The following is a 21,156-nucleotide window of genomic DNA, read 5'->3' as shown; positions in this document are numbered from 1 at the left end:
CTCAGATCGCGAGCTGCGGATCATTGCGGTTCAGCCAGCGGCGGTAGAAGGAGGTGAAGACGATCAGGATGGCCAGCAGCAGAATGCCGTAGGCGGCCGACTGCGCGAAGTCACGCGGCTGCTGACCGAAGCCGAGGTAGTAGGCCCAGGTGACGAGGATCTGCGCGTCCGGAGCGGTGTCGCCGAACAGCAGGAAGATGATGGCGAACTGGTTGAAGGTCCAGATGATGCCGAGGAGTACGACGGTGGAGCTGACGGACCTCAGGCCCGGCACGGTGACGTACCGGAACTGCTGCCACCTGCTCGCGCCGTCCATCTCGGCGGCCTCGTAGAGCGAGGAGTCGATGGACTGCAGTCCGCCGAGCAGCGAGAGCATCATGAACGGCACACCGCACCAGGTGTTCACCATGATCGCGGCGAACCGCTGCCAGAAGGTGTCCTCCAGCCACAGCGGCGTCGGCAGGTGGAGCGTCTCCAGGAACGAGTTGATGATGCCGCCGTCGGCGAGCATGAACCGCCATCCGAAGACGGTGACGAAGGTCGGCACGGCCCACGGCAGGATCAGGATCAGCCGGTACAGGGTGCGGCCGCGCAGCTTCTGGTTGAGCAGCAGGGCCAGGCCCAGGCCGATCGTGTAGTGGAGGGTGACGCAGGCCGCCGTCCAGAAGATCGTCCAGATGAAGTGCGACCAGAAGCGGTCGTAGGCCGTCTCGCCCCACAGGATGTCGGCGTAGTTGTCGAAGCCGATGAACTTGTAGGTGGCCTCGATCTCGTTGACGCCGATCGTGCGCGCCGAGTTGAGGCTGTTGGCGTCGGTGAGCGTGAGATAGAAGCCGTACACCAGCGGATACAGCACGAGAACGCCGAGGACGATCACCACCGGGGCGATCATCGCGTAGGCATACCAGTGCTTCTGGTAGCCGTGCTTCAGGCGCTGGCGCAGTCCGGGCCGCGGCGCGCGGTCACCGCGGCGCTTGCCGGTCGCGCGGTCGATGGCGACTGTCATGGTTCGACAACCTTCTCGAAGTTCGGCAGATCAGGGGGTGTACGGCGCACAGGCCGGTGGCCGCCGGAACTCTCCCCCCAATGGTTCAGGGAGTTCCGGCGGCCACTCGGGGTCACTTGCTGAAGTCCGGGACCAGCTTGGCGATGGAGGTCTCGACGGTGCTCAGACCCTTGTCGAGGGACTCCTTGCCACCGGCGACCTTCAGCAGCTCGGTGTCCAGCGGGCCCCACAGGGAGCTGTACTCGGGCAGCGCCGGGCGCGGCTGGGCGGAGGCGAGGACGGTCTGGTAGCCGGCGATGCCCGGGTCGGCCTTCACCTCGGCGGTGTAGGCGTCGTCGCGGACCGGCAGCGTGGAGTTCTTGAGCGCGATCGTCTCCTGCGCCTTCTGCGACGTCATGAAGTTCACGAACTTCAGCGCGGCCTTCTGGTGGGCCTCGTCGGAGCCGGCGTACACGGAGAGGTTGTGGCCGCCGGTCGGGGCGCCCGCCTTGCCGGACGAGCCGGCCGGGACGGTGGCGATGCCGAGGTTGCTCTTCTCCTTGAACGCGGAGCCCTTGTAGAAGTTGGTGATCTCCCACGGGCCCTGCATGATCGCGGCGACCTTGCCGTTGACGAACGCCTCCTGGATGTGGGCGTAGGCGTCGGCGGTGGTGTCGGCCTTGTGCAGGCCCTTGCCGTCGAAGAGGCTCAGCCAGGTGCCGTAGCCCTTCTTGGCCTCGGCGCCGGCGACGGTGATCTTCTTGGCGTCGGCGTCGACGGTGTCGGTGCCCTCGCCGTAGAGGAAGGTCTGGGCGTAGTAGGCCTGGGTGGAGCCCCAGTAGCCGTCGACGCCGGTCTTGTCCTTGATCTTGGCGGCGGCCTTCTTCAGGTCGTCCCAGGTCTTGGGGGCCTCGACGCCGGCCTTCTTGAACAGGTCCTTGTTGTAGACGAAGGCGAGGGTGTCCGTGGTGAACGGAACGCCGTAGACCTTGTCCTCGTACTTGGCCTGCTCGATCAGGCTGGGCTGGAACTTGGCCTGGTCGGCGAGGGCCTCGGTGCCGTCCAGCGGCAGGAAGAAGCCCTTCTTGGCGAAGGCGGGGGTCCAGCCGACCTCGGAGCGCAGGATGTCCGGGGCGCCCTTGGAGCCGGCGGCGGTGTCGAACTTGTTCTGCGCCTGGTCGAACGGCACGTTGACGTACTTGACCTTGATGTCCTTGTTGGCGGCCTCGAACTCCTTGACCAAGGCCTGGTACGTCGGTGCCTCGTTGGTGGCGTTGGAGGTGTCCCACCAGGTGATGGTGACCGGCCCGTCGGCGCTGTCGCCGCTGTCACTTCCGCCGCAGGCCGTCGCCGCGAGGGCGAGGGACGCCACCAGCGCGGTGGCCGCTATGCCACGCCGCATGAGATCTCCTTGAGGGTGAAAGCCCGTGTGATGCAGGGGCGGCCCCGTCTGCCTGCCCTCTGCTGTCTTGCCGACTGCGCCGTTGCGGCCGCCGGGCGACGTGAACGTAACAGCGTTGAAAGACTTACGAAAGACCTTGCAGAAAAAAAGTGCAAGAGGACGTCGAAGTTATCCGGGTGTGACCGCTCGGCGACCACCATGAGACGCTTCTTTTCAACGGTGGAGCGGCATGCAGGCGGGTTGTGCAAGACTCTGCAAGCTCTTGCCATCACTTTCACGAGGGAGCGCGATGACGCAGCAGCCCGGGCCGCGACGGCCAACAGGTCGCCCACGGCGTCCGATTGGTGTGCAAGGCGACATACGGCCGGTACAGTCCAGTGCCGTGACCACACGGCTTGCCGACATCGCTGCTCAGGCGGGGGTCAGCGAAGCGACCGTCAGCCGCGTCCTCAACGGGAAGCCGGGCGTCGCTTCGACCACCCGCCAGTCCGTGCTGGCCGCACTCGACGTACTCGGCTACGAACGCCCCGTACGCCTGCGCCAGCGCAGCGAGGGCCTGGTCGGCCTGATCACCCCGGAGCTGGAGAACCCGATATTCCCGGCCCTGGCCCAGGTCATCGGCCAAGCCCTCACCAGGCAGGGCTACACCCCGGTGCTGGCCACACAGACGCCGGGCGGCTCGACGGAGGACGAGCTGACGGAGATGCTGGGCGACCGCGGAGTGGCCGGCATCATCTACGTCTCCGGCCTCCACGCCGACACCACCGCCGACATGCAGCGCTACGAGCGTCTGCGCGCCCAGGGTGTCCCCTTCGTCCTGGTCGACGGCTTCTCGCCCAAGGTCCAGGCACCTTTCATCTCCCCCGACGACCGCGCGGCGATGAACCTGGCCGTCACCCACCTCGCCTCGCTGGGTCACACACGCATCGGCCTGGCCCTGGGCCCCAAGCGCTTCGTCCCGGTGCAGCGCAAGATCGAGGGCTTCGTCCGCACGATGCAGGACCAGCTGAGCCTGCCGACGGACGTCATCGAGACCGAGCTGATCCAGCACTCGCTCTACACCCTGGAGGGCGGCCAGGCCGCCGCCACCGCTCTGATCGAGCGCGACTGCACCGCGATCGTCTGCGCCAGCGACATGATGGCGCTGGGCGCGATACGGGCGGCCCGGCAACTCGGCCGCGACGTCCCCAAGGACATCTCGGTGGTCGGCTTCGACGACTCCCCCCTGATCGCCTTCACCGACCCGCCTCTCACCACGGTCCGCAAGCCGGTCCCGGCGATGGGCCAGGCCGCGGTACGCACGCTCCTCGAGGAGATCGGCGGGACGCCCGCCCCCCACAGCGAGTTCGTGTTCATGCCGGAACTGGTGGTGCGGGGTTCGACGGCTTCGGCACCCGGTGACAGGATTCGTCCCTAAATCGTCCGCGAGGCGGAGAATAGACCGACCCCTCCCCTGCGTTGGTAGGAGTATGGATCTGTACGCCCGCCGTAGAACGTGCGTCCTGAACCCGACCGGAGGATGATCGGTCGGGGAAGTCTTTTCTGGCAGACTCTGTGCCCATGGGTGACACCACCGTGACGACACTGGAAGGCCGGGAAGCGGCCGTTCTACCCCCCGTCGCGGACGAGACGGGGCGGGGCCCCCTGCGCCGACTGCGCACTCCGCGCCGCCCTCGCCTCTGGTTCGAGGTCCTGCTGATCGCGGTGAGTTACTGGACGTACTCACTGATCCGCAACGCGGTCCCGGAGCAGCGGACCGAGGCCCTGCACAACGCCGACTGGCTGTGGAAGCTGGAGCACCAACTCGGCATCGCCGTCGAGGAGTCGATCAACCACGCCGTGAACTCGGTGACTTGGCTCATCGTCGGCATGAACTATTACTACGCGACGCTGCACTTCATCATCACCCTGGGCGTCCTCATCTGGCTCTACCGCAGCCACCCCGGCCGCTACGCGGCCACCCGCCTGGTCCTGTTCGCCACCACAGGCGTGGCCCTGGTCGGTTACTACCTGTACCCGCTCGCTCCCCCACGGTTGATGACCAACACCGGCTTCATCGACACGGTGCTGGTCCACGACACCTGGGGTTCGATGGCCTCGGGCGACCTGAAGAACATGTCGAACCAGTACGCCGCCATGCCGTCCATGCACATCGGCTGGTCCGTCTGGAGCGGCCTGACGATCTTCGCCCTGGCAAGGATCCCCTGGGTCCGCGTCCTGGGCCTCCTCTACCCCACGGCAACCCTGCTGGTGATCGTCGCAACGGCCAACCACTTCTGGCTGGACGCGGTGGGAGGCCTCATCTGCCTGGCGTTCGGCTACACAGTGGCCCGCCTCTGGTACGGAAAGCTGCCGTACGCACTGCCCAGGCGAGTGGCGCCACCCCGCACGGACCCGCAATCGCCCACGGCGGGCAGGGGCCGTGCCGGGGGGTGTCCGCCCGCAGCGGCGGGCGTCAAGGAACGGCACGTCCCGGCCGACGGCAACCGCCCGACCGAGGACGGACACCCCCCGGCACGGCCCCGACCCCAATCGCACCGTTAGGCGCTACGCACACCCCCACCGGGACCGCACAGGCCGCCGCGGGCACTCCGGCCCAGCCGCCGGAGGCACCTGTCACCCGCCGTAGAACAGCTCGTCCACCACACCCCGAGCCCGCCGAGCGGTACGCCGATACGCATCGAGCATGTCCCCGACGTGACCGAGCTCGTACCCCAGGTAACGCCCCACGGCGGCCAGCTCACGCGCATCCGACGGAAACGTGTCGCCGGCCCGCCCCCGCACCAGCATCACGGCATTGCGCACCCGAGTGGCCAGCACCCACGCCTCATCCAGGATCGCCGCGTCCTCGTCCGAGATGAGCCCGGCGCCGCAAGCGGCGGCGAGAGCCTCCCGGGTCCGGGTCGTCCGCAGTCCCGGCACCGCCGAGCCGTGCTGCATCTGAAGCAGCTGAACCGTCCACTCGACGTCGGAGAGCCCACCGGGCCCGAGCTTGGTGTGCAGCTTGGGGTCGGCACCGCGAGGCAGCCGCTCGGACTCCATGCGCGCCTTCAGCCGCCGGATCTCCCGCACGGCGTCCTCACCGAGCCCACTCGCGGGATACCGCAGCGGATCGACCATCTCGATGAACCGGCGCCCCAGATCCGCGTCCCCCGCCACCGCCTCGGCACGCAGCAAGGCCTGCGACTCCCACACCAGCGACCACCGGCGGTAGTACGCCCCGTACGAGTTCAGCGTCCGCACCAGCGGCCCCGACTTGCCTTCCGGCCGCAGATCGGCGTCGATCAGCAGCGGCGGATCCGCACTCGGGATCTGCAGCAGCCGCCGCATCTCCTCGACGACCCGGTTCGCGGCCACCGCGGCCTCGTGCTCGTCGACGCCGTCCTGCGGCTCGTGCACGAACAGGACGTCCGCGTCACTGCCGTAACCCAGCTCCTGCCCGCCGAAGCGCCCCATCCCGATGATCGCGAACCGGGTGGGCAGCGTGTCCCCCCAGCCGGCCCGCACCACTGCCCGCAACGTGCCCGCCAGCGTCGCTGCCGTGAGCCCCGACACCGCCGCCCCGACCCGGTCCACCAGGGCCCCCTGGTCGGCCTCGGGCGGCTTCGTCTCGGTGCCGTAGGAGTCGACGATGTCCGCGGCGGCCGTACGGAACAGCTCCCGCCGGCGTACCCCACGGGCCGCCGTGACCGCCTGGACGTCACCGTCGGCGCGGCGCACCGCGGCGATGATCTCCTGCTCCAGATGGCCGCGCGAGCGAGGCTCCAGCCCGCTGCCGCCGTCCCCGTTCCCGAGCAGCGCGACGGCCTCGGGCGCCCGCAACAGCAGATCGGGGGCGAGCCGGCCGGCCGACAGCACCCGGGCCAGGTTCTCGGCGGCGGCGCCTTCGTCTCTCAACAGCCGCAGGTACCAAGGGGTCTTGCCGAGCGCGTCCGACACCTTGCGGAAGTTCAGCAGGCCCGCGTCCGGATCGGCCGAGTCGGCGAACCAGCCCAACAGGACGGGCAGCAGGGTGCGCTGGATCGCCGCCTTGCGGCTGACGCCGGAGGCCAGCGCCTCCAGATGGCGCAGCGCGGAGGCCGGATCGGCGTACCCGAGCGCGACGAGCCGCTCGCGCGCCGCCCCGGCGCTCAATCGGGCCTCGCCTGGGGCGAGTTGGGCGACCGCGTCGAGCAGCGGCCGGTAGAAGATCTTCTCGTGCAGACGCCGTACGACGCTCGCGTGCCGTCGCCACTCGCGGTTCAGCTCGGCGACCGGGTCGGCGCGCAGGCCGAGGGAGCGGCCGATGCGCCGCAGGTCGGCGTCGTCCTCGGGCACCAGGTGCGTACGGCGCAGCCGGTAGAGCTGGATGCGGTGCTCCATGGAGCGCAGGAAGCGGTACGCGGCGTCGAGCTGCGCGGCGTCGGCACGGCCGACGTAGCCGCCCGCGGCGAGGGCCTGCAGGGCATCGAGCGTGGTGCCGCTGCGCAGGGACACGTCGTCCCGTCCGTGCACCAACTGCAGCAGCTGCACGGCGAATTCGACGTCCCTCAGTCCCCCCGGCCCCAGCTTGAGCTGGCGGTCGAGCTCGGCGACGGGGATGTTCTCCACGACCCGGCGTCGCATCTTCTGCACGTCGGGAACGAAGTTCTCCCGCTCGGCGACCTTCCAGACCAGGGGCTCCAGCGCGGCGACGTACGCCTCACCGAGGTCGATGTCGCCCGCCACCGGGCGCGCCTTGAGCAGCGCCTGGAACTCCCAGGTCTTGGCCCAGCGTTGGTAGTAGGCGAGGTGGCTGCTGAGCGTGCGCACCAGGGGGCCGTTCCTGCCCTCGGGCCGCAGGTTGGCGTCGACCGGCCAGATGGAGCCCTCGACGGTGGTCTCCGAGCAGATGCGCATCATGTGCGAGGCGATCTTGGTGGCCGACCGCAGGGCCTTGGCCTCGTCGGCGCCGTCCGCGATCTCGCCGACGAAGATGACGTCGACGTCGGAGACGTAGTTCAGCTCGTGCCCCCCGCACTTGCCCATCGCGATCACCGCGAGCCGGCACAGTGCGGCGTCCTCCGGTGCGGCGGCGCGGGCGATGGCGAGCGCGGCGCGCAGGGTCGCGGTGGCGAGGTCGGCGAGCTCGGCGGCCGTCTGGGCGAGGTCGGTGGTGCCGCACACGTCACGGGCGGCGATGGACAGCAGACAGCGCCGGTAGGCGACGCGCAGGGACACCGGGTCGGTGGCCCCGGCGAGTCCGCGCTCGAACTCCTCCACGCCGGGGTGCAGATCCCGCGGCTCGTACATGGCCAGTTCCTGCCAGTCGCCGGCGTGCTTGGCGAGGTGGTCGGCCAGCGCGGCGGAGGCGCCGAGCACGCCGAGCAGCCGGTCGCGCAGGGGCTTGGCCGCTATCAGCGTGTCCACCAGCTCTCGCTGGGCGGCGGGGCCGGGTTGCGCCTCGAGCAGCCGGACCAGGCCGTGCAGGGCGAGGTCGGGGTCGGCGGTGGCGCCGAGGGCCTCCAGCAGGACCGGGTCGTTCCTGACCGGCGCGAGCTCGTCGCTGTCCAGGAGGCGCTCGGCGTCCGACGGGTCGGTGAAACCGTGCCGCAGCAGCCGCGTGAAGGTACTGCTCCTGCGCCCCGGCGCCGTCATGCTCGCCCTCCCGTCCGATCGGGGTCGTGCGCGCCCGATCAAGGTCGTACCCGGTCGAGCCTAGCCGGAGAGTCCGACAGTGGCGCCGATGAGTTCGGGCGGTCCCTGGGGTCTTCCTTGTCGAGGGACACGTCCGACGACATATTCCGCCGACACATCTGGAGGCCGTCCGATGACCGACAAGCAACCGCAGACCCGGCTGGATGCGCGCTACAGCGACGAGACGGCCACGGCGGTCCCGTGGCCCGAGGCGGAGAAGCTGCTGGCCGAGGCCGAGCTGTTCTGGATCTCCACGGTGCGGCCGGACGGGCGGCCGCATGTGACCCCGCTGCCGGCGGTCTGGTCCCAGGGGGCGCTGCACTTCTGCACGGGCCCGGAGGAGCGCAAGGCGCGGAATCTGGCGGCCAACCCGCACCTCGTCCTGACGACCGGCACGAACCTCTGGGACAAGGGCTACGACCTGGTGGTCGAGGGCGAGGCGGTACGGATCACCGACGAGGCCCGTCTACACGAGCTGGCCGCCGGGTGGGAGGCGAAGTACGGCAGCTTCTGGCACTTCGACGTCGCGGACGGCAGCTTCCGGCACGGCGCGGGACACGCCTTCGTCTACTCGGTGGCGCCGAGCACGGTTTTCGGCTTCGGTAAGGGTGAGCCGTTCAGCCAGACTCGTTGGCGTTTTTCCTAGGAGGACCAGGAATGGACTTCACGCTCGAAGTGATCCCGCTGCCCGTGAGCGACATCGACCGGGCCCGCGACTTCTACCGGGACAAGGTCGGCTTCCACGTCGACATCGACCAGGAGGTCATGCCGGGCATGCGCATCGTCCAGCTGACGCCTCCGGGCTCCGGCTGTTCGATCGCCCTCGGGGACAGCATCTGGGACATGACGAAGGGCGAGACCGTCCCCGAGCCCGGCGCCTACCAGGGCCTCCAGCTCTGCGTGGCCGACATCAAGGCGGCCCACGCGGAACTGGTGGAACGCGGTCTGGACGTCTCCGAGCCGGTCCAGTACGCCCCCGACGACGGCGCCACCTTCATGTACTTCAAGGACCCCGACGGCAACGGCTGGTCGATCCAGGAGTACCGCCAGAGGGCCACGAAGCCGCTGCACCAGCTCCTGACGGAACAGGTGAACGAGCGCGGGCAGTAACGCCGCGAAGGGGCGCGGGGTGTGAACACGACCCCCGCGCCCTGTGCGAAGCCCTACAGCACCGGCAGATTCTTCCGCAGCTCGAACGCGGTGACCTCGGAGCGGTACTCCTCCCACTCCTGGCGCTTGTTGCGCAGGAAGAAGTCGAAGACGTGCTCCCCCAGCGTCTCGGCGACGAGGTCGCTGCGCTCCATCAGGGACAGGGCCTCGCCCAGGTTCTGCGGCAGCGGCTCGATGCCCATCGCGCGGCGCTCGGCGTTGGAGAGGGCCCAGACGTCGTCCTCGGCGCCGGGCGGGAGCTCGTAGCCCTCCTCGATGCCCTTGAGGCCGGCGGCCAGCAGGAGGGCGTACGCCAGGTAGGGGTTGGCGCCGGAGTCCAGGGACCGGACCTCGACCCGCGCCGAGCCCGTCTTGCCGGGCTTGTACATCGGGACGCGGACCAGGGCCGAGCGGTTGTTGTGGCCCCAGCAGATGTACGACGGGGCCTCGCCGCCGGCGCCCGCGGTGCGCTCGGAGCCGCCCCAGATGCGCTTGTAGGAGTTCACCCACTGGTTGGTGACCGCGGAGATCTCCGCCGCGTGCCGCAGCAGGCCCGCGATGAAGGAGCGGCCGACCTTGGAGAGCTGGTACTCGGCGCCGGACTCGTAGAACGCGTTGCGGTCGCCCTCGAACAGGGACAGGTGCGTGTGCATGCCGCTGCCCGGGTGCTCGGAGAACGGCTTCGGCATGAAGGTCGCCTGGACGCCCTGCTCCAGCGCCACCTGCTTCATGACCAGGCGGAACGTCATGATGTTGTCCGCCGTGGACAGCGCGTCGGCGTAGCGCAGGTCGATCTCCTGCTGGCCCGGCGCGCCCTCGTGGTGGGAGAACTCGACGGAGATGCCCATCGACTCCAGCATGGTGATCGCCTGGCGGCGGAAGTCCATGCCGATGTTCTGCGGGGTGTGGTCGAAGTAGCCCGACTCGTCGGCCGGGGTGGGCCGGGAGCCGTCCAGGGGCTTGTGCTTCAGCAGGAAGAACTCGATCTCGGGGTGCGTGTAGAAGGTGAACCCCAGGTCGGAGGTGCGGGCCAGGGCCCGCTTGAGGACGTAGCGCGGGTCCGCGAAGGACGGGGAGCCGTCCGGCATGAGGATGTCGCAGAACATGCGGGCGGTGCCGGGGGCCTCGGCGCGCCAGGGCAGGATCTGGAAGGTCGACGGGTCCGGCTTGGCGATCATGTCGGACTCGTACACGCGGGCGAAGCCCTCGATCGCGGAGCCGTCGAAGCCGATGCCCTCGTCGAAGGCCTGCTCCAGCTCGGCGGGGGCCACGGCCACTGACTTGAGGAAACCCAGCACGTCCGTGAACCACAGGCGTACGAACCGGATGTCGCGCTCCTCCAACGTCCGGAGCACGAACTCCTGCTGCTTGTCCATCTTGCGCTTCCCCATCCTTGCTGGTCAGGCCGCCTGTCTCCGGTGCGGCGGGAGGCGGTCGGGCACCTGAGCATCACACCACAACACCGTTTCAGGCGCGTTGCGCACCTTGATCGCCGCAGCGACCTCCGATCGAACGCCCGGCAAACGGCAGGTGTCCCGCCGTGATGCCCGGTGAACTGCTCTGCCGCCCATAGTGCCTGCTCGGACCGACATCCGTAATGCCGGGCCCCACAGGACCCACCCCACTTTAATTTGCATCTTGGATGCAAGTTTTAATGAAGGGCGGGCGGTGGCCCTTGCGCCGCCCGGTCGAGCCTGAGGAGACCCGATGCTGTCCGAGCAGTCCGTCGCCACCGTGCGTGCCACCCTCCCCGTCGTCGGCGGCGCCATCGGCGAGATCAGCGAGCGCTTCTACGCCGGGCTGTTCGCGGCCCGCCCCGAGCTGCTGCGCGACCTGTTCAACCGCGGCAACCAGGCGGCCGGCACCCAGCGCCAGGCCCTCGCGGGGTCGATCGCCGCGTTCGCGACGTACCTCGTGGACCACCCCGACGACCGGCCCGACGCGATGCTGGGCCGCATCGCCCACAAGCACGCCTCCCTGGGCGTCACGGCGGAGCAGTACGCGCTCGTCCACGAGCACCTGTTCGCCGCGATCGCCGACGTGCTCGGCGAGGCCGTCACGCCCGCGGTCGCGGCCGCCTGGGACGAGGTCTACTGGCTGATGGCGAACGCGCTGATCGCGATCGAGAAGCGGCTGTACGAGGAGCGCGGCGGCAGCGAATGGCGGGAGTGGGAGGTCGTCGGACGCGTCGAGGAGACCGCCGACGTGGCCACCTTCCGGCTGCGCCCTGCCGACGGCCGCCCGGCGGCGGACTTCCGGGCCGGACAGTACGTCTCCGTCCAGGTCGAGCTGCCGGACGGGGCTCGGCAGATACGCCAGTACAGCCTCTCGGCCGCGCCCGGCTCGCCCCTGCGCCAGATCAGCGTGAAGCGGGTGCGCGGTGGCACGGCTCCCGACGGCGAGGTCTCGAACCACCTCCACGCGCGCGTGGACGTCGGCGACCGGCTGCGCGTGTCGGCGCCGTACGGCGATCTCGTCCTGGTCGAGAACCCGGCCGGGAACCTGGCCGGCAACGGCACGGCCGCACCGCTGCTGCTCGCCTCCGCCGGCATCGGCGTGACCCCGATCGTCGCCATGCTGGGGCAGCTCGCGGACACCGGGCACCAGGGCCCCGTGGTCGTCGTGCACGGCGACCGCTCCCCCGCCGAGCACGCCCTGCGCGCCGATCACGAGGCGTACGCCGGGAAGCTGCCGGACGCGTCCGTCCACTTCTGGTACGAGGAGGGCGCCCACCACTACGAGGGCGGCGCCGACGCCTCCCACCGCACCGGCCGCGTCGACCTCACCGGCATCGCCGTCGCGAAGGGCACGCGCGCGTACCTGTGCGGTCCGCTGCCCTTCATGCGGGCGGTGCGGGCGCAGCTGATCGGGAAGGGTGTGGCACCGGCCGACATCCACTACGAGGTGTTCGGCCCGGACCTCTGGCTCGCGCAGGAGAGCTGACGCCGGGCCGGCCTCAGGGTGTCCGGCCGATCTGGAGGAGCAGCGGCCCGGTGGGGTCCGCGGTCACGTCGGCCAGCGTCAGCGGGTCCAGCGAGGCGAAGAAGGCCTCCTGGGCCCGCCGCAGCGCACCGCGCAGCCGGCACCCGGAGTTGAGCGGACAGGGGCTGTCGCCCTCGCACTCGACGACATCGCCGTCCCCCTCGAAGGCGCGCACGACCGCGCCGACCGAGGCGGTACGGCCCCTGTCACTGAGCGACAGCCCGCCGCCGCGGCCCCGGCGGGCGTCCACCAGGCCCAGGTGCTGCAACTCGGCGACGACCTTGGCGGCGTGCGTGTAGGGCACCTCCATGTCCGCCGCGACCTCGCGGGTCGTCGGCGTGCCGCCCTCCAGGACGGCGAGCCGCATGAGGAGCCGTAGTGCCAGGTCGGTGGAGCGCAACAGCCGCATGTACGGCAGCGTAGATAATGCGCATCCGCGGTTCAAAATATCGGGGAGGCGACCTCCGGCCCGCCGAGGGACTCGTCCCGATCCGGCCTTTCCTTTCTCCTCTCTACGAGATGTCACACCTTCCCCATTACGATCAGCGGACCCGACCGTCCCTTTCCCCAGAAGGACAACACCTCATGGGCTCCGCCAAGAACAAGAGCAACGCGGATCGCAAGGCTCGAATAGAGGAGATGCGGCGTGCCGAGCGTGCCCGTGAGCGTCGTAACCGCATCCTCACCATCGCGTCCAGCGTGGTGGTCGTCGTCGGTCTCGTGGCCGCCGGTGTCGTCCTCGTCCGGTCGCAGTCCGACGCCGACAAGGACGAGGCGAAGCAGCCGGCCGACAAGATCCCCGGGAAGTTCGTCACCGGGAAGGACGGCGTGAAGACCTGGAGCAAGAAGCTGCCCAGCACCCACGTCGAGACCAGTGTCGGGTACCCGATGGAGCCCCCGGTCGGCGGTGACCACCACCGGGCGTGGATGAACTGCAACGGCGACGTCTACGACAAGGAACTCGCGAAGGAGAACGCCGTGCACTCGCTGGAGCACGGTGCGGTCTGGGTGACGTACACGTCCAAGGCCGCCAAGGCCGACGTCGAGGCGCTGTCGGCGAAGGTCAAGCAGACGCCGTACACGCTGATGAGCCCGGACGAGAAACAGCAGGACCCGATCATGCTCAGCGCGTGGGGGCACCAGCGCACGGTGACGAGCGCGAGCGACCCGAACGTCGCCAAGTTCTTCGAGAAGTACGTCCAGGGCGAGCAGACGCCCGAGCCGGGCGCGGCGTGCACGGGTGGTCTGTCGGAGTGAGGCAGCACGTCGGCTGGACAGCGGGGACCGCGGCGGCCGTGCTCGTCGCGGTCGGCGCGCTCACCTACGCGGTCGCCGAGGACGGCGGTTCGACCGGGACGCCGGGTGCCGACTCGGCGGACGCCGGGTTCGCGCGTGACATGGCGGTGCACCACCAGCAGGCCGTGGAGATGTCGTACATCGTGCGCGACCGTACGAAGGACGAGGAGATCCGGCGGCTCGCGTACGACATCGCGCAGACCCAGGCCAACCAGCGCGGCATGCTGCTGGGCTGGCTGGACCTGTGGGAGCTGCCGAAGGTGTCGTCGGACGCGCCGATGACCTGGATGGGCATGGGTGACATGCCCGTCGGCGAGGACGGTGCGCTGATGCCCGGCATGGCGACCAACACGGAGATGAAGAAGCTTCAGGGGCTCAGCGGCAAGCAGGCGGAGATCTTCTTCCTCCAGTTGATGACGGCCCATCACAAGGGCGGCATCCACATGGCCGAGGGCTGCGTCGACAAGTGCGCGGTCGGTGTGGAGAAGCGGCTCGCGCAGACCATGGTGAACGGGCAGCAGTCGGAGATCGACCTGATGGCGGACATGCTGAAGGAGCGGGGCGCGAAGCCGCGGTCATGACGTCGCAACGTTCGCCACAGCTGCCGTAGCAGCCGTCGTCGTAGCTGTCGTCGTAGCTGCCGAAATGGCTTTGTCATTAGGTTAGTTGGGACCTTCTTGGGCCGGGCATTCCCCTGGCGTGAACGGTTCGTCGCTTAAGTGGCCACCGTCGGGTGATCCACTCGCACACACGAACCGCACAGGGGGTTCCATGAGATCGAACCGTGCCGCGCTGCGCGCCTCGGTGAGCTTGGCGGCGACACTGCCTCTCCTCACCGGCGCACTGGCGCTCGGCATACCCGCGGCGTACGCCGCGGACCAGGGCCGCGACACGCTCGCCGGCACCAAGCCCGCCTGGGCCACGGCGAGGGCGGACCGGGGCGCGGCCGCGGACAGCGCCCGGGTCTCCGCACGCGTCTACCTGGCGGGCCGGGACGCGGCCGGCCTCGCCGCCTATGCGAAGGCCGTGTCGGACCCGAGCTCGGCGTCGTACGGCAAGTACCTCAGTGCCGACCGGGCCCAGGCCCGTTTCGGCGCGACGAAGGCACAAGTGGCCGCCGTCAGGAGCTGGTTGCGGTCGGCCGGTCTGAAGGTCACAGGTGTCACACAGCACTATGTCGCCGTCACCGGCGAGGTCGCCGCCGCGGAGAAGGCGTTCGGCACCCAGCTGCACAACTACACCAAGGGCGCGAAGACCTACCGCGCGCCCACGGCGACCGCGTCGGTGCCGGACGGCCTCAAGGGCGCCGTCCTGACGGTCACCGGCCTGGACAACGCGCCGCACCTGGCGAGTCACCAGGGCCAACTCCCGCCACCGGAGACGGTGTTCCGCAATGCCGGACCCTTCTCGACGTACCACGGCTCGAAGGTGGCGACCACGCTGCCGGACGCGTACGGCACGAAGATCCCGTACGCCGTCCAGGGCTACACCGGCAAGCAGCTGCGCGCCGCGTACGGCGCGGGCAAGCGGACCGGCAAGGGCGTGCGCATCGCCATCACCGACGCGTACGCCTCCCCGACCATCGCCTACGACGCGGGCACCTACGCGAAACGCAACGGCGACGCGGCCTGGAAGAGCGGCCAGTTGCGCCAGGTCCTGCCCGCGCAGTACACGCGGACCGAGGAGTGCGGGGCGGCCGGCTGGTACGGCGAGGAGACCCTCGACGTCGAGGCCGTGCACGCGGTCGCGCCCGGCGCGCAGGTCACCTACGTGGGCGCCGCGTCCTGCTACGACGAGGACCTGCTGGACTCGCTCAGCAAGATCGTCGACAACCACCTGGCCGACCTCGTCTCCAACTCCTGGGGCGAGACCGAGGACGCCCAGACGCCGGACCTCGCTGCCGCCTACGACCAGGTCTTCCAGTTCGGCGCGGTCGAGGGCATCGGCTTCTACTACTCCTCCGGCGACGACGGCGACGAGGTCGCGAGCAGCGGCACCAAGCAGGTGGACATCCCGGCGAGTTCGGCGTGGGTGACGGCGGTCGGCGGTACCTCGCTGGCGGTCGGCAAGGGCGACAAGTACCTCTGGGAGACCGGCTGGGGCACCGAGAAGGCGGTCCTGTCGGCCGACGGCAGGAGCTGGACCGACTTCCCGGGCGCGTTCAACTCGGGCGCGGGCGGCGGCACCAGCAGGACGGTCACCGAGCCGTACTGGCAGAAGAGCGTCGTCCCGGACGCGCTCGCCAAGGCCAACAGCGCCGGCGGCAACCGCGTCGTCCCGGACATCGCGGCGATCGCCGACCCGAACACCGGGTTCCTGGTGGGCCAGACGCAGACCATGCCGGACGGGACGACGCAGGCCTACGACGAGTACCGCCTCGGCGGCACCTCGCTCGCGGCGCCGGTGATCGCGGCCGTCCAGGCCCTCGCGCAGGAGGCCCGCGGCGGCAAGCCGCTCGGCTTCGCCAACCCGGCGATCTACGCCCGGTACGGCTCGAAGGCGTACCACGACGTCACCGACAACCCGACGGGCTCCGGCCTCGCGGTCGCCCGCGTCGACTACGTCAACGGCTACGACGCGACCGGCGGCCTGACCACGTCCGTCCGCACCCTCGGCAAGGACAGCTCCCTGAAGGCCGTGAAGGGCTACGACGACGTGACGGGCGTGGGGACGCCCGCGGGCGGGACGCCCGCGGGCGGCTATGTGGAGTCGTACCGGCGTCGCTGAGCGGCGGCAACGCGGCACAGGCAGGGCACGATCACGCACGAGCACGGCACAAAAAGGCGCCCCGCCGACGGGGGAAGATCGGCGGGGCGCTGTGGTGCCGCAGTGGTTCAGGGGGGTCCGAGCCCGGCAGGGCTCAGTGGACCGAGTGCTCCTCCAGCGGGAACGTTCCGCCGACCACGTCGTCCGCGAACGCCTTCGCCGCGTTGCCCATGACCTCACGGAGGTCGGCGTACTGCTTGACGAACTTGGGGACGCGGCCGCCGGTCAGGCCCAGCATGTCCGTCCAGACCAGGACCTGGGCGTCGGTCTCGGCACCGGCGCCGATGCCGACGGTCGGGATGTGGAGTACCCGGGTGACCTCGGCGGCCAGTTCGGCCGGCACCAGCTCCAGGACGACCGCGAACGCGCCCGCGTCCTGGACCGCCTTCGCGTCCCGCAGGAGTTGCGCGGCCGCCTCCTCGCCGCGGCCCTGGACGCGGTAGCCCATGGCGTTGACGGACTGCGGGGTCAGGCCGATGTGGGCCATGACCGGGATGCCGGACTCGACCAGCAGGCGGATCTGCTCGTGCGAGCGCTCGCCGCCCTCCAGCTTGACCGCCCCGACGCCGGCCTCCTTGACCAGCCGGGTCGCCGAGCGCAGCGCCTGCACCGGGCCCTCCTGGTAGGAGCCGAAGGGCAGGTCGCCCACGATCAGGGCGCGGGAGGTGCCGCGTACGACGGCCGCCGAGAGCATGGTCATCTCGTCGAGCGTCACGGGCACGGTGGTCTCGTAGCCGAGGTGGCAGTTGCCCGCCGAGTCGCCGACGAGCATGACCGGGATGCCGGCCTCGTCGAACACGGACGCGGTCATCGCGTCGTAGGCGGTGAGCATGGGCCACTTCTCGCCCCGCTCCTTGGCGAGAGCGATGTCGCGAACGGTGATGCGGCGTGTGCCCTTCCCCCCGTACAGCGCCTTGCTGCTGCCGTCGGAGGGCTTCGCCTGAGGCGTCTGGGCAGCCGAAAGCTGCGTCATTGCAACGGCTCCTTCTGTCATCTCGAGGCGCCCTTACGGCGTCCCCGGATCCCCTCCATGGTGGCACCTCGTGCCAGGGACGGCCAGACCTCCCTGTGTGAGTTCCGCCCCGGTGTCGCGCCCCGGTGTTCCGTCCCGGTGTTCCGTCGCGCGTAAGTACTCGGTAAGAATTTAAGATACGAGACGGTTCCGTATCGTAAAGGCGATAGCGTCGACAGCATGACTTCTCCCGCCGCCACAGCCCCCCGCATACCGGAAGCCGTGCACCGGCGCCGTTGGGCGATCCTCGCCGTGCTGATGCTGAGCCTGCTGATCGTCGTCCTCGACAACTCGATCCTGAACGTCGCCATCAAGACCATTTCCACCCCGGCCCCGACCGGCCTCGGCGCCACCCAGAGCGAGCTGGAGTGGGCGATCAACGCCTACACCCTCGTCTTCGCGGGCCTGCTGTTCAGCGCGGGCATCCTCGGCGACCGGCTCGGTCGCAAGAAGGTCCTGCTCGGCGGGCTCGCCGTGTTCGGGATCGGCTCCGCCCTCGCCGCGTTCTCCGGCTCGCCCGGCGAGCTCATCACCTTCCGCGCCGTGATGGGCCTCGGCGCCGCCTTCGTCATGCCGGCCACCCTCGCCGTCCTGATGAACGTCTTCGAGCGCGAGGAGCAGCCCAAGGCCATCGGCATCTGGGCGGGCGGTGTCGGGCTCGCCATCGCCATCGGGCCCATCACGGGCGGCGTGCTGCTCGATCACTTCTGGTGGGGGTCCGTCTTCCTCATCAACGTGCCGATCGTGCTGCTCGCGCTCGCGCTGATGCTGTGGCTGGTCCCGGACTCGCGTGACCCGGAGCCCGGCCGTATCGACCCGGTCGGCGTCGTGCTCTCCGTCGTCGGCCTCGTCCTGCTCGTCTACGGCATCATCAAGGGCGGCCAGCTGGCCGACTTCACCAACCCGACGGTGCTCGCGACCATCGGCTCCGGCGTCGCCGTGCTCGCCGCGTTCGTCGTGTTCGAGAAGCGCAGCGACCATCCGTCCATCGACGTCACGTACTTCCGCAACAAGGTCTTCTCGGCCGCGATCGGCGTGATCGCGCTGGTGTTCTTCGCCCTGATGGGCGTGACGTTCTTCTCGGTCTTCTACACCCAGAGCGTGCGCGGCTACTCGCCGTTGGAGACCGGCCTGCTGATGCTGCCGCTCGCCGCCGCACAGATGATCTTCGCCCCGCGCGCCCGGCTCGTCGTCGACCGGTTCGGCAACCGGGCCACCACCACCGGCGCCATGCTGCTGATCGCCGCCACGCTGGCCGCGTTCGCCACGTTCGAGGCGGACACGCCGATCTGGATCCTGGAGGTGGTCTTCTTCCTCATGGGCACCGCGATGGCGCACATCATGACCCCGGTCAGCGTCGTCATCATGCAGGCCCTGCCCCGCGAGAAGGCCGGCTCCGCCTCCGCGCTCAGCAACACCTTCCGGCAGGTCGGCGGCGCGCTCGGCATCGCCGTGCTGGGCTCGGTCCTGTCGACGGCGTACCGGGGTGACATCGAGGACCGGCTCACGGTGCTGCCGGAGGGCCTGCGGCACACCGCGGGCGAGTCCATCGAGGCCACGCTCGGCGTCGCGGACCGGCTCGGCCCGCGGGGCGACGCCCTCGTCGGAGCGGCCCACGACGCCTTCCTGCACGCCATGCACGTCACCGCCCTGTGGGGCGCGGGCGTCGCGGTGCTGGGTGCTGTGGTCGTCGGGCTGTTCCTGCCGGGGCGGCCGGCGGCACCTCAGGAGGGCGAGACGGAACGGGAGTTGGCGGCCGCGGAATAGGAGGCGGGGGGTACGACAGGCGCCGACGCGCGCCTCGTACCCCGCGGCGTCGTGCACGCCGACGCCGTGCACCAGGGAGAATCACCCCAACCCACGGAAAGGACCGAGCCAAGTGAGCCTCGCCGACAGCCGGCCCCGGCAGGACGGCCCCACCCGGGGCCGCCCCCGCAGCGAGGCCGTGGAGCGGTCCATCATGGAGGGCGTCCTCAAGCTGCTGGAGGACGGAGTGCCGCTCGCGGAGCTGTCCATCGAGCGCATCGCCCGTACCGCGGGGGTCGGCAAGGCCACCATCTACCGCCGCTGGAGCGGCAAGGAGGAACTGTTCGTCGAGGTCGTGCGGGCCGCCGAGCCGCCGGACCCCGAACTGCCCGGCACCTCGGTGCGCGACGATCTCGTGGCGCTGCTCGAACAGTTGCGGCAACGCGGCCTGATGACCCGTTCGTCGGTACTCCTGCACAACGTCATCGCCCAGATGAAGAGCAGCCCGAAGATCTGGGACGCCTATCACGCGAGCGTCGTCGAGCCGCGGCGCAGGAAGCAGCACGCGATTCTGCTCCGCGGGCAGGAGAACGGTGAACTGCGCGCGGACATCGACGTCGACGTGATGAACGACATGATCTTCGGACCGATGCTGGTGCGTGCCGTCATGCGCCCGGACGCGGAACTTCCGGAAGGCCTGGCCGAGCAGATGGCCGACGCCGTGCTGGAGGGTCTACGGCCCGTCCGTTCACACACCCCGTAGATCGAATGTGCGCGTTTCGTCACAGAGCGCGCTTTCCCCCGGCGCATCCGGAACTCCTGAAGGTGACTTGTACGTCCTCGCCCCCGTACGGCCGTCATGAGTACGGCGGGATCGGAGCCGATCATCCCCTAGGGTTTCTCTGGGCGCGGGGGGACGACGGTGTTGCACAGCAGGTAGTGAGGCGACGGTATGGCGCAGCAGGCGTATGTGACGGAGACGGACAACGGAGGCTCGGGTCCCGAGCGCCGGGAACCCGGGCTTCAGCGCCTGACGAACCGACTGAAGAGCCTGGTCGCGGGCTGGCGCGGAGACCCACGCGTGTGGCGCCGCGGCCTCGTCCTGGCCGCCCTCGCGGTGATCCTCGCCCTGGTGATGCTGCTGCACGCGCAGATCCCGAACGCGATCGGCAACCTCGGCAGCCTGACAGAGACGTTCCTGCCCTGGCTGGGCCTGTTCGTGCCGGTGCTGCTCCTGCTGGCCCTCGTCCGCAGGTCCGCGATCGCGCTGATCGCCGTGCTGGTCCCGGCGATCGTGTGGCTGAACCTGTTCGGCGGCCAGCTCACCGACAAGACCGGCGTCGGCGGCGACCTCACGGTGGCCACGCACAACGTCAACGCCGACAACACCGATCCGGCCGGCACCGCCCGGGACGTGGCCGCGTCCGGCGCGGACGTGGTGGCCTTGGAGGAGCTGACGGCCGGGGCGGTCCCGACGTACGAGAAGGCGCTGGCGTCGACGTACAAGTACCACTCGGTGCAGGGCACGGTCGGGCTGTGGAGCAAGTACCCGCTGAGCGGCGTCAAGCCCGTCGACATCAAGCTGGGCTGGGTCCGCGCCATGCGGGCCGCGGTGGCCACGCCGTCCGGGCAGGTCGCGGTGTACGTCGCCCATCTGCCGTCGGTGCGGGTGAAGGTGGAGGCGGGGTTCACCGCCCGGCAGCGCGACAAGAGCGCCGACGCGCTGGGCGAGGCCATCAACGACGAGCCGCTCGGCAAGGTCGTCCTGCTCGGCGACCTGAACGGCACGATGAACGACCGCGCGCTCAACGCCGTGACCGCTCAGATGCGCTCGACGCAGGGCGCGTCGGGCAGCGGGATGGGGTTCAGCTGGCCGGCGTCGTTCCCGATGGCACGGATCGACCAGATCATGGTGCGGGGCCTGGAGCCGTTGAGCTCCTGGACGCTGCCGGAGACCGGGAGCGACCATCTGCCGGTGGCGGCGCGTGTGAAGGTCGACACATCCGCGTCCTGAAAATCCCTGGTCAGCGCCGTCTGGACGGGTCTCGGCAACCGGAGTGTCATCTGCCGGAATACCGGGCCTGAGAGGCTTTGTTCCGTACTTGAACATACGGAATGAACATCACGGAGTACGACGACTCCGCTCTCGACCCTGAAAGGCAA

At 69.8% G+C, this 21,156-nt stretch carries 17 protein-coding genes; 11 read left to right on the top strand and 6 right to left on the bottom strand.

Going from position 1 to position 21,156, the window contains the following annotated elements:
• Nucleotide 1 precedes the first annotated feature (1 nt).
• Together OG331_RS34990 and OG331_RS34985 are read right to left on the bottom strand one after the other, a co-directional pair.
• Entirely contained in the window at nucleotides 2–1,006 is a 1,005-nt protein-coding gene (locus tag OG331_RS34990) for a sugar ABC transporter permease (RefSeq protein WP_362378025.1), read from the bottom strand.
• A 112-nt stretch (nucleotides 1,007–1,118) separates the two neighbouring features.
• Nucleotides 1,119–2,387: an extracellular solute-binding protein gene (locus OG331_RS34985; protein ID WP_406203740.1), complete on the bottom strand. Its 1,269-nt coding sequence runs from the start codon at nucleotides 2,385–2,387 to the stop codon at nucleotides 1,119–1,121.
• Nucleotides 2,388–2,769: 382 nt separating this feature from the next.
• Between OG331_RS34985 and OG331_RS34980 the strand changes: the two genes are divergently transcribed.
• Both OG331_RS34980 and OG331_RS34975 read left to right on the top strand, forming a co-directional pair.
• Nucleotides 2,770–3,804 carry a LacI family DNA-binding transcriptional regulator gene (locus OG331_RS34980; protein ID WP_406203737.1) on the top strand — a complete coding sequence of 345 codons (1,035 nt, stop codon included), beginning with the start codon at nucleotides 2,770–2,772 and terminating at the stop codon, nucleotides 3,802–3,804.
• A gap of 143 nt (nucleotides 3,805–3,947) precedes the next feature.
• The gene (locus OG331_RS34975) at nucleotides 3,948–4,931 is read left to right on the top strand and encodes a phosphatase PAP2 family protein (protein WP_406203734.1); all 984 of its coding nucleotides are present in this window, start codon (nucleotides 3,948–3,950) and stop codon (nucleotides 4,929–4,931) included.
• 72 nt (nucleotides 4,932–5,003) lie between these two features.
• Here OG331_RS34975 and OG331_RS34970 read toward each other — a convergent pair whose 3' ends face one another.
• Nucleotides 5,004–8,003: a bifunctional [glutamine synthetase] adenylyltransferase/[glutamine synthetase]-adenylyl-L-tyrosine phosphorylase gene (locus OG331_RS34970; protein WP_406203731.1), complete on the bottom strand. Its 3,000-nt coding sequence runs from the start codon at nucleotides 8,001–8,003 to the stop codon at nucleotides 5,004–5,006.
• 172 nt (nucleotides 8,004–8,175) lie between these two features.
• On the opposite strand from OG331_RS34970, the gene OG331_RS34965 reads away from it, so the two are divergent.
• Nucleotides 8,176–8,688, top strand: coding sequence for a pyridoxamine 5'-phosphate oxidase family protein (locus OG331_RS34965; protein ID WP_406203728.1), 513 nt, complete (start codon nucleotides 8,176–8,178; stop codon nucleotides 8,686–8,688).
• 11 nt (nucleotides 8,689–8,699) lie between these two features.
• On the top strand, nucleotides 8,700–9,152 hold the full coding sequence (locus OG331_RS34960) for a VOC family protein (RefSeq protein WP_406203725.1): 453 nt from the start codon (nucleotides 8,700–8,702) through the stop codon (nucleotides 9,150–9,152).
• Nucleotides 9,153–9,205: 53 nt separating this feature from the next.
• On the opposite strand, the gene OG331_RS34955 is transcribed toward OG331_RS34960, so the two are convergent.
• The gene (locus tag OG331_RS34955) at nucleotides 9,206–10,567 is read right to left on the bottom strand and encodes a glutamine synthetase family protein (protein ID WP_328428208.1); all 1,362 of its coding nucleotides are present in this window, start codon (nucleotides 10,565–10,567) and stop codon (nucleotides 9,206–9,208) included.
• 331 nt (nucleotides 10,568–10,898) lie between these two features.
• On the opposite strand from OG331_RS34955, the gene OG331_RS34950 reads away from it, so the two are divergent.
• The gene (locus OG331_RS34950) at nucleotides 10,899–12,134 is read left to right on the top strand and encodes a globin domain-containing protein (RefSeq protein ID WP_406203722.1); all 1,236 of its coding nucleotides are present in this window, start codon (nucleotides 10,899–10,901) and stop codon (nucleotides 12,132–12,134) included.
• 13 nt (nucleotides 12,135–12,147) lie between these two features.
• Here the strand turns inward: OG331_RS34950 and OG331_RS34945 are convergent, their stop codons facing one another.
• The gene (locus tag OG331_RS34945) at nucleotides 12,148–12,582 is read right to left on the bottom strand and encodes an Rrf2 family transcriptional regulator (protein ID WP_369270625.1); all 435 of its coding nucleotides are present in this window, start codon (nucleotides 12,580–12,582) and stop codon (nucleotides 12,148–12,150) included.
• Nucleotides 12,583–12,758: 176 nt separating this feature from the next.
• Between OG331_RS34945 and OG331_RS34940 the strand changes: the two genes are divergently transcribed.
• The 3 genes from OG331_RS34940 to OG331_RS34930 all read left to right on the top strand — a co-directional run bounded on the left by OG331_RS34940 (nucleotide 12,759) and on the right by OG331_RS34930 (nucleotide 16,196).
• Nucleotides 12,759–13,430, top strand: coding sequence for a DUF3105 domain-containing protein (locus tag OG331_RS34940; protein WP_406203719.1), 672 nt, complete (start codon nucleotides 12,759–12,761; stop codon nucleotides 13,428–13,430).
• On the top strand, nucleotides 13,427–14,050 hold the full coding sequence (locus OG331_RS34935) for a DUF305 domain-containing protein (protein ID WP_406203716.1): 624 nt from the start codon (nucleotides 13,427–13,429) through the stop codon (nucleotides 14,048–14,050). Before OG331_RS34940 ends, OG331_RS34935 begins: the two co-directional genes overlap by 4 nt.
• A gap of 190 nt (nucleotides 14,051–14,240) precedes the next feature.
• Nucleotides 14,241–16,196, top strand: coding sequence for a protease pro-enzyme activation domain-containing protein (locus OG331_RS34930; protein WP_406203713.1), 1,956 nt, complete (start codon nucleotides 14,241–14,243; stop codon nucleotides 16,194–16,196).
• Nucleotides 16,197–16,329: 133 nt separating this feature from the next.
• On the opposite strand, the gene panB is transcribed toward OG331_RS34930, so the two are convergent.
• On the bottom strand, nucleotides 16,330–17,208 hold the full coding sequence (gene panB, locus OG331_RS34925; protein WP_406203710.1) for a 3-methyl-2-oxobutanoate hydroxymethyltransferase: 879 nt from the start codon (nucleotides 17,206–17,208) through the stop codon (nucleotides 16,330–16,332).
• A gap of 219 nt (nucleotides 17,209–17,427) precedes the next feature.
• Here panB and OG331_RS34920 point away from each other — a divergent pair, with 219 nt between their 5' ends.
• The 3 genes from OG331_RS34920 to OG331_RS34910 all read left to right on the top strand — a co-directional run bounded on the left by OG331_RS34920 (nucleotide 17,428) and on the right by OG331_RS34910 (nucleotide 21,007).
• Nucleotides 17,428–19,014, top strand: a complete 1,587-nt coding sequence (locus OG331_RS34920; protein ID WP_406203707.1) for an MFS transporter — start codon at nucleotides 17,428–17,430, stop codon at nucleotides 19,012–19,014.
• Between the two features lie 112 nt (nucleotides 19,015–19,126).
• Nucleotides 19,127–19,756, top strand: a complete 630-nt coding sequence (locus tag OG331_RS34915; protein WP_406203704.1) for a TetR/AcrR family transcriptional regulator — start codon at nucleotides 19,127–19,129, stop codon at nucleotides 19,754–19,756.
• Between the two features lie 189 nt (nucleotides 19,757–19,945).
• Nucleotides 19,946–21,007, top strand: coding sequence for an endonuclease/exonuclease/phosphatase family protein (locus OG331_RS34910; RefSeq protein ID WP_406203701.1), 1,062 nt, complete (start codon nucleotides 19,946–19,948; stop codon nucleotides 21,005–21,007).
• The last annotated feature ends 149 nt before the right edge of the window (nucleotides 21,008–21,156 follow it).

It is taken from the genome of Streptomyces sp. NBC_01017 (assembly GCF_045162795.1).
GTDB lineage: Bacteria > Actinomycetota > Actinomycetes > Streptomycetales > Streptomycetaceae > Streptomyces > Streptomyces machairae.
This window is presented reverse-complemented; position numbering and strand designations above follow the sequence as displayed.